General features: G+C 73.9%; 8 protein-coding genes. 3 read left to right on the top strand and 5 right to left on the bottom strand.

What is annotated here, in order from left to right:
- The 3 genes from ICW40_RS19715 to hrcA form a co-directional block, all read right to left on the bottom strand.
- Positions 1–497: RsmE family RNA methyltransferase (locus tag ICW40_RS19715; protein WP_221655679.1), on the bottom strand; the 497-nt coding region annotated here is incomplete at its 3' end.
- Between the two features lie 56 nt (positions 498–553).
- On the bottom strand, positions 554–1,690 hold the full coding sequence (dnaJ, locus tag ICW40_RS19720; RefSeq protein ID WP_221655680.1) for a molecular chaperone DnaJ: 1,137 nt from the start codon (positions 1,688–1,690) through the stop codon (positions 554–556).
- Positions 1,691–1,801: 111 nt separating this feature from the next.
- Positions 1,802–2,821: a heat-inducible transcriptional repressor HrcA gene (gene hrcA / locus ICW40_RS19725; RefSeq protein WP_221655681.1), complete on the bottom strand. Its 1,020-nt coding sequence runs from the start codon at positions 2,819–2,821 to the stop codon at positions 1,802–1,804.
- A gap of 177 nt (positions 2,822–2,998) precedes the next feature.
- On the opposite strand from hrcA, the gene ICW40_RS19730 reads away from it, so the two are divergent.
- Both ICW40_RS19730 and ICW40_RS21705 read left to right on the top strand, forming a co-directional pair.
- On the top strand, positions 2,999–3,850 hold the full coding sequence (locus tag ICW40_RS19730; protein ID WP_308121928.1) for a DUF3097 family protein: 852 nt from the start codon (positions 2,999–3,001) through the stop codon (positions 3,848–3,850).
- A 157-nt stretch (positions 3,851–4,007) separates the two neighbouring features.
- On the top strand, positions 4,008–4,556 hold the full coding sequence (locus ICW40_RS21705) for a DUF4870 domain-containing protein (RefSeq protein WP_221655683.1): 549 nt from the start codon (positions 4,008–4,010) through the stop codon (positions 4,554–4,556).
- A gap of 63 nt (positions 4,557–4,619) precedes the next feature.
- Here the strand turns inward: ICW40_RS21705 and hemW are convergent, their stop codons facing one another.
- Positions 4,620–5,879 carry a radical SAM family heme chaperone HemW gene (gene hemW / locus ICW40_RS19740; RefSeq protein ID WP_221655684.1) on the bottom strand — a complete coding sequence of 420 codons (1,260 nt, stop codon included), beginning with the start codon at positions 5,877–5,879 and terminating at the stop codon, positions 4,620–4,622.
- Between the two features lie 97 nt (positions 5,880–5,976).
- The gene (gene lepA, locus ICW40_RS19745) at positions 5,977–7,869 is read right to left on the bottom strand and encodes a translation elongation factor 4 (protein ID WP_308121929.1); all 1,893 of its coding nucleotides are present in this window, start codon (positions 7,867–7,869) and stop codon (positions 5,977–5,979) included.
- A 198-nt stretch (positions 7,870–8,067) separates the two neighbouring features.
- On the opposite strand from lepA, the gene ICW40_RS19750 reads away from it, so the two are divergent.
- Positions 8,068–8,277 carry a dodecin family protein gene (locus ICW40_RS19750; protein WP_221655686.1) on the top strand — a complete coding sequence of 70 codons (210 nt, stop codon included), beginning with the start codon at positions 8,068–8,070 and terminating at the stop codon, positions 8,275–8,277.
- The last annotated feature ends 138 nt before the right edge of the window (positions 8,278–8,415 follow it).

Consider the following 8,415-nt stretch of genomic DNA (forward strand, 5'->3'; position numbering starts at 1 on the left):
GTCCGCGCCGCGAGGCCGCGGGTGTCCACGGCCTCGGCCACGTCGGGCACGCGCGCCCGGCGCGACTGCTTGGTCGCCTCGCGGACGGTCGCCAGCCACTTCGCCCGGCTCCGGGCAGCGCGGTCGCCGCGCCACACCACGACCGAGCGCGACGCCTGCCAGGGCACCACCTCGTCGGCGCCGACCTCCGTCGCCGCCTCGATCGCGAGCTCGTCCCGGTCGCCCTTGGCGAGCGCCTGCGCGAGGACGAGGCGGACGGGCGGCAGCGGCTCCTCGACCCGCTCGACGACGTCCAGCACGAGGCGACCCGTCTCGACGCCCGCGATCGTGCAGCGCAGGCGCACGCCGGCACCGTCCGCGACGTCGATGCGCTCCCCCGGGCGCCGGCGCTGGACGACGCCCGCGTGCCGCGCCTCGGCGCCCTCCAGCACGTAGGTGTCCCCCGCCGCCACGCCGACGAGCTGACCCGGCCCGGCGAGGAAGACGGGCGCGCTCACGCGGTCACCCGCAGGGGGTTCACCTCGGCGGTCGCCGGGCTCGTCGACGGCACGGGTCAGCGGCCGGCGAGCTTGTCGCGCAGCTTGGCGAAGACGCCCGGGTGGGCCGGGGCCATGCGCGAGGCCGGACGCTCCTCGCCCCGCAGCTCGGCCAGGCGGCGCAGGAGCGCCTCCTGCTCCTCGTCGAGGGTCGTGGGGATCTGGACGTCGACGTGGACGTTGAGGTCGCCGCGGCCGCCGACGTGCAGGTGACCGATGCCGAGCCCGCGCTCGACGAGCACGTCGCCGGGCTGCGTCCCGGGGCGCACGTCGATGTCCCGCACGCCGTCGAGCGTCTCGAGCTGCACGACGGTCCCGAGGGCGGCGGCCGTCATGGGGATCTCGAGCGTGCAGTGCAGGTCGTCGCCCCGACGCACGAACGTGTCGTGCTGGCGCTCGCGGACCTCGAGGTACACGTCACCGGGCGGACCACCCGCCGGCCCGACCTCGCCCTGACCGGTCAGCTTGATCCGGGTGCCGGTGTCGACACCTGCGGGGACGTCGACCGAGAGGGTCCGGCGGCTGCGCACGCGTCCCTCGCCCGAGCACTCCGGGCACGGCTCGGGGATGACCGTGCCGAACCCGTGGCACGCGGCGCACGGGCTCGAGGTCATGACCTGGCCGAGGAACGAGCGCGCGACGCGCTGGACGACGCCGCGTCCGCCGCAGACCTCGCACGTGCGGGGCGACGTGCCCGGGCGGCAGCACGTGCCCTGGCAGGTGCCGCACAGCACCGCGGTGTCGACCGGGACCTCGCGGTGCACGCCGAACGCGGCCTCGGCGAGGTCGATGTCGAGGCGGACGAGGGCGTCCTGCCCGCGCCGGGCGCGCGGGACGGGGCCGCGCTGCGCGGACGCGCCCTGCGCCGCGCCGAAGAACGTCTCGAAGATGTCCTGGAAGCCGAAGCCCGCGCCGAAGCCGGCCTGGCCGCCGCCCGGCGCGGTCGGGTCGACGCCGCGGTCGTACATCTGGCGCTTCTCGGGGTTGGACAGCACCTCGTAGGCGCGCGAGACGTCCTTGAACCGCTCCTCGGCGCCGTCGCCGGTCGCGACGTCGGGGTGGAGCTCACGGGCGAGCCGGCGGTACGCCTTCTTGATCTGGTCCTGCGTCGCGTCGGGGCTGACGCCCAGGACCTCGTAGTAGTTGCTGCTCACATCACACTCTCTGGGCGTCGCGGCCCCGCCGCGGGGCGGGCTGTCGCTGGGTCACGGGACGGGTGGTGGTGCCGGGCGACGGTCACCCGGCGGGGGCGCCGGCGGGACGGGTCACTGGGCCAGGATCCGGGACAGGTACCGCGCCACGGCGCGGACCGAGGCGATCGTCCCCGCGTAGTCCATGCGGGTCGGGCCGAGGGAGCCGATCCGGGCCACCGGCTCGTCGTCGGCACCGTACCCCGCGGCGACGATGGAGGTCTCCGCCAGCCCCGCGTGCTCGTTCTCGCGGCCGATCCGCACGGTCACCCCGGCGGAGTCCTCGGCCATCTCGGTGAGGAGCCGGAGCAGGACGACCTGCTCCTCGAGCGCCTCGAGCACGGGCCGGATGGTGCCCGTGAAGTCGGTACCGCTGCGCGCGAGGTTCGCCGTGCCGGCCATGACGATGCGCTCCTCGGTGGCTTCCGCGAGCGTGTCCTCGACCGCGCGGATCACGCGCTGGACGAGCGGCTGCTCGGACACCGCGAACGCCTTCGTCATCCGGCTCAGGGGCTCGGGGAGGTCGACGAGGCGCTTGCCGGCGGCGGTCGCGTTGAGCCGGGCGCGCAGCTCGGGGACGACGTGCTCGGCCACGGGCTCGTCGAGCTCGAGGACGCGCTGCTCGACGCGACCGTTGTCGGTGATGATGACGACGAGCAGCCGCCTCTCCCCGACCGGGACGAGCTCGAGGTGGCGCAGCGCCGAGCGGCGCAGCGACGGGTACTGCACGACGGCGACCTGGTGCGTGAGCTGCGCGAGCAGGCGCACGGACCGGTCGACGACGTCGTCGAGGTCGACGGCCTCCTCGAGGAAGGCCTGGATCGCCCGGCGCTCCGGCGCCGAGAGCGGCTTGACCGTGGAGAGCCGGTCGACGAAGAGGCGGTAGCCCTTGTCGGTGGGGACGCGGCCCGCCGAGGTGTGCGGCTGCGCGATGTAGCCGGCGTCCTCCAGGGCGGCCATGTCGTTGCGGATCGTGGCGGGCGAGACACCGAGGTTGTGCCGCTCGACCAGCACGCGCGAGCCCACCGGCTCGTGCGTGTGGACGTAGTCCTCGACGATGGCGCGCAGCACGTCGAGCCTGCGGTCCTCGCTCATCGCACCTCCCCGTCGTCCGGCTCGTCCGACCCCAACGGCACCTGCGCGGCGCGCGGACCCGCCTCCCGCACCGCTGTCGCACCCATGTGGCACTCTCAGCGTCCGAGTGCCAATCCTACCCGCGTCGCACCAGGGGGTACACGTGGTGGGGGCACGCGCACGACGAGGAGGCACGAGGTGGACCGGTACGGCAACGACGTCCTGGGCGGCGGTCCGGGGGCGCACGGACGACGCGGGCCGGTGAGCCGGCCCCAGGTCGCCGAGGCGGGTCTGGTCGTCGAGGAGGTCACGACGGGCTGGGTGGGCGCCGTCGTGCGGGTCGAGAAGTCGGGCGGCATGCACGTCGTGGTCCTCGAGGACCGGCACGGACGCACCCGCACCTTCCCCCTCGGCCCGGGGTTCTGGGTCGACGGAGCACCGGTCGAGCTCACGCCGCCCGCCGGGCCCGCGCCCGTCGCCGCGCCGAGGCGGACGGCGTCGGGCTCGGTCGCAGTGCACGGGGCGCGGGCCCGCGTGGCCCGCGGCGCGCGGATCTGGGTGGAGGGCAAGCACGACGCGGAGCTGGTCGAGAAGGTGTGGGGCGACGACCTGAGGCTCGAGGGCGTCGTCGTCGAGCTGCTCGAGGGCGTCGACAACCTGCCCGCGAGCGTCGCGGCGTTCCGCCCGAGCGCCGACCGCAGGCTCGGCGTGCTCGTCGACCACCTGGTCCCGGGCAGCAAGGAGTCGCGGATCGCGGCCGAGGCCGTGCGGGCGGCGCCGCCCGGGACGGTGCTCGTGCTCGGTCACCCGTACGTCGACGTGTGGCAGGCGGTGCGGCCGGAGCGGCTCGGGCTCGACGTCTGGCCCGTCATCGACCGCGGCACGGAGTGGAAGCGGGGCGTCCTGGCCTCGCTCGGCTGGCCGCACGCCGAGCAGGCCGACGTCGCGCGCGCGTGGCAGCGGATCCTCCGCAGCGTGCGCGACTACCGGGACCTCGAGCCGAGCCTCCTGGGCCGGATGGAGGAGCTCATCGACTTCGTGACGGCCTGACGCCGCGGATCGCCCCACGCCGGGTGCCGGTTTCGCTACTGTCTGCCCTGCACCGACGTGGTGCACCGCCGCTCGCCCCTGGGCTGCACGACCGGGTCCGGGACCCCTCAGGCCGTCAAGCTGCGGTCAGGCCGACAAGACAAGCTGGTGAAGCGACATGACGACCAACCCCTCCGACGAGCCTCAGGCACCCGGAACGCCGCCGTCCACCCCGGCCTACGGCGCCCCCTCGACGCCCGGCGCGACGCCGCCGCCCGCCTACGGCACGCCTCCCGCGGGCGGGTACCAGCAGCCGCCGGCCGGTGGCTACAACGCCCCGCCCCCCGGCTACAACGCACCGCCGCCCGCCCCGGGCTACGGCGCGCCCCTGCAGCCGCCGCTGAGCGACGCCGAGCAGCGTCAGTGGGCGCTGTTCGCCCACCTCGGCCCGATCATCCTGGGCTTCATCGCCCCGCTCGTGATCTGGCTGGTCTACAAGGAGCGTGGCCGCTTCGTCGAGGAGCAGGCCAAGGAGTCGCTCAACTTCCAGATCACGATCACCCTCGCGGCGATCGCCGTCGGGATCATCTCGGTGGTCACCTTCGGCCTCGGCGGGATCCTGTACCTCGCGTTCGTCGTCGCCCTGGTCTTCATGATCATGGCCGCGGTCGCCGTCAACAAGGGCGAGGCCTACCGCTACCCGGTGAACATCCGCTTCATCAAGTGACGCGCTGAACACCCACGGCGGGGCCGGTGACCACGACGGTCACCGGCCCCGTCCGCGTCGAGGTCAGGCGGTGAGGGCGCGGACGACGGCGTCCGCGAGCAGGCGCCCCCGCCGCGTGAGCAGCGCGGTGCCGCGCACGGCCGCACCACCGTCCAGCAGGCCGTCGGCGACGAGGCCCGCGACCGCGTGCCGCCCCGCCGCGTCCACGTGGTCCAGCGGCAGCCCGTCGCGGATCCGCACACCCAGCAGCACGCGCTCGAGCTGCACCTCGTCCGGCCCGAGCAGCTCACGCCCCGCCGCGGGCGTCGCGCCGGCGGCCAGCCGGTCGGCGTAGGCACGCGGGTGCTTGACGTTCCACCACCGCACCGACCTCGGCCCGTCGGCAGCACCACCCAGGTGCGAGTGGGCGCCGGGTCCGAACCCCCACCAGTCGTCGCCGCGCCAGTAGCCGACGTTGTGCCGGCAGGCGTCGTCCGGCGTGCGGGCCCAGTTGCTGATCTCGTACCAGCCGAGGCCCGCGGCCGTGAGCACGTCGTCGGCCAGCTCGTACTTGGCGGCCTGGTCGTCCGGGTCGGGACGCGGCAGCACGCCGCGGCGCACCTGGGCCGCCATCTTCGTGCCCTCCTCGACCGTCAGCGCGTACGCCGACACGTGGTCGACGCCGCACGCGACGACGGCGTCGAGCGAGCGGCGCCAGTCCTCGACGCTCTCCCCCGGCGTGCCGTAGATGAGGTCGAGCGACACGGCGAGCCCGGCGTCGCGCGCCCACTCGACCGCACGCGGCACGCGCTCCGGGTCGTGCGTCCGCTCGAGCGTCGCGAGCACGTGCGGCACGGCCGACTGCATGCCGAACGACACGCGCGTGAAGCCGCCGTCGGCCAGCTCCGCGAGGCTCTCGGGCGTGACCGAGTCCGGGTTCGCCTCGGTCGTCACCTCGGCGCCGGGCGAGAGGCCCCAGGTCGAGCGCACCCCGTCGAGCACCGCGACGAGGTCGCCCGCCGGGAGGAGGGTCGGCGTGCCCCCGCCGACGAAGACGGTGGACACCGGCCGGCCGCCGCGGCCGACGGCGTCGAGCGCCCTGGCCGCCTGGGCGACCTCGCGCAGCACCGTGCCCGCGTACGCCTCGTGTCCGGCGACACGCCCGCCGGCCTCGGCCAGCAGCTCCGACGCCGTGTAGGTGTTGAAGTCGCAGTACCCGCACCGCACCGTGCAGAACGGGACGTGCACGTAGACGCCGAAGGAGCGGTCGGCGCCGTCGTCGAGCCAGGCGGGCAGCGAGCCGTCGGCGGGCGGCACCTCGCCCTCGGGCAGAGCCGGGCTCACGGTCTCGCCCCCGCGAGCGCAGCGGCGACCGCGGTCGCACCGGCCCTCGCGACCGCACCAGCCGGCGCGACCGGACGGGCCGGCACGAGCCGTGCGGTCACTTCCGCGCCTTCTCCTTGGCGTCCTTGCCACCCGACTCGGTCGAGAGGGCGGCGATGAACGCCTCCTGCGGCACGTCGACGCGACCGATCGTCTTCATGCGCTTCTTGCCCTCCTTCTGCTTCTCGAGCAGCTTGCGCTTGCGGCTGATGTCGCCGCCGTAGCACTTCGCGAGGACGTCCTTGCGCATCGCGCGCACCGTCTCGCGGGCGATCACGCGCGAGCCGACGGCGGCCTGGATCGGCACCTCGAACTGCTGGCGCGGGATGAGCTCCTTGAGCTTGCCCACCATCATCACGCCGTACGCGTACGCCTTGTCCTTGTGCACGATCGCGCTGAAGGCGTCGACCTGCTCGCCCTGGAGCAGGATGTCCACCTTGACGAGGTCGGCGGCCTGGTCCCCCGCGGGCTCGTAGTCGAGCGACGCGTACCCCCGCGTCTTCGACTTCAGCTGGTCGAAGAAGTCGAAGACGATCTCGGCGAGCGGCAGCGTGTAGCGCATCTCCACCCGGTCGGCCGAGAGGTAGTCCATGCCGCCGAGCTCGCCGCGGCGCGTCTGGCACAGCTCCATGACCGCGCCGATGAACTCGCTCGGCGCCAGGATGGTCGCCTTGACGACCGGCTCCCGGATCTCGCCGACCTTGCCGCCCGGGAACTCGCTCGGGTTGGTGACCGTGATGACCGAGCGGTCCTCCATCGTGACGTCGTAGACGACGTTGGGAGCGGTCGAGATGAGGTCGAGGTCGAACTCGCGCTCGAGGCGCTCGCGGACGATCTCGAGGTGCAGCAGGCCGAGGAACCCGACCCGGAAGCCGAACCCGAGCGCGACCGACGTCTCGGGCTCGTAGACGAGCGCGGCGTCGTTGAGCTTGAGCTTGTCCAGCGCGTCGCGCAGCACCGGGTAGTCGGACCCGTCGATCGGGTAGAGCCCGGAGAAGACCATGGGCTTGGGGTCCGCGTAGCCGCCGAGCGACTCCGACGCGGGCTTGCTCTGGTTCGTGACGGTGTCGCCGACCTTCGACTGGCGCACGTCCTTGACGCCCGTGATGAGGTAGCCGACCTCGCCGATGCCCAGGCCCTTGGTGGGCATCGCCTCGGGCGAGATCACGCCGATCTCGAGCAGCTCGTGGTGCGCCTTCGTCGACATCATGACGATCTTCTCGCGCGGGCTCAGCTGGCCGTCGACCACGCGGACGTACGTCACGACGCCGCGGTAGGTGTCGTAGACGGAGTCGAAGATCATGGCGCGCGCGGGCGCGTCCGCCGAGCCGTGGGGCGCGGGCACGGTCCGGACGATCTTGTCGAGGAGCACCTCGACGCCCTCGCCCGTCTTCCCGGACACGCGGAGCACGTCGTCCGGGTCGCCGCCCACGAGGCCCGCGATCTCCTCCGCGTACTTCTCGGGCTGGGCCGCCGGCAGGTCGATCTTGTTGAGCACGGGCACGATCGCCAGGTCGTTCTCCATGGCGAGGTACAGGTTCGCGAGCGTCTGCGCCTCGATGCCCTGGGCCGCGTCCACGAGGAGGACGGCGCCCTCGCACGCGGCGAGGGACCGGGACACCTCGTAGGTGAAGTCGACGTGGCCGGGGGTGTCGATCATGTTGAGCGCGTACGGGACGAGCGCACCCTGCTCGTCGGCGACCGCCCAGGGCATCCGGACCGCCTGCGACTTGATGGTGATCCCGCGCTCGCGCTCGATGTCCATCCGGTCCAGGTACTGCGCCCGCATCGCCCGGGCGTCGACGACGCCCGTCAGCTGCAGCATGCGGTCGGCCAGGGTCGACTTGCCGTGGTCGATGTGGGCGATGATGCAGAAGTTGCGCAGCAGCTCCGGCGGCGTCGCGGCCGGCTGGATGCGGCTGCTCAGCTGGGCGCTGGGGATCGGGGACACAGCGGGGGCGCTCCGGTGCTCGGGTGCTCGTGGACGGGCTCTGGCGGACGACGCGCAGGGCCGGACCACCATGGTCCCACGGACGCCCGCCTCCACCCGCACCGCGAGCCCGCAGCACGGCGCCCTTGCGGGTCGGCGGGCACCGGCGGACGCTGGAGGCCCGGGGACCCACCCGGACCCGACGGCACAGGAGGACTCATGGCCACCACGGTCGCTCGCGTCACCCAGATCAGCTCGCGCTCGGAGGTCAGCTTCGAGGACGCCGTCCAGGGCGGCATCGAGCGTGCGACGTCGACGCTGCGCAACGTCCAGGGCGCGTGGGTCAAGGACCAGAAGGTCGAGGTCGCCGACGGCCGCATCGTCGCGTACCAGGTCATGCTCGAGGTGACCTTCGTGCTCGACGACTGAGCCGACGGACGGGGCGGCGCGCGGCCGCCCGGCGAGGCCGTCCGCGCGCGGGGTCCCGTGCGACGTCGGCGGCTAGCCTGGGCGCGTGCCCTCGCCACTGCTGCGCCGCGTCCTGCGGCTGGCCCGCTCGGCCGTGGG

The organism is Actinotalea ferrariae, from assembly GCF_019733465.1.
Classification (GTDB): Bacteria; Actinomycetota; Actinomycetes; order Actinomycetales; family Cellulomonadaceae; genus Actinotalea; species Actinotalea ferrariae_A.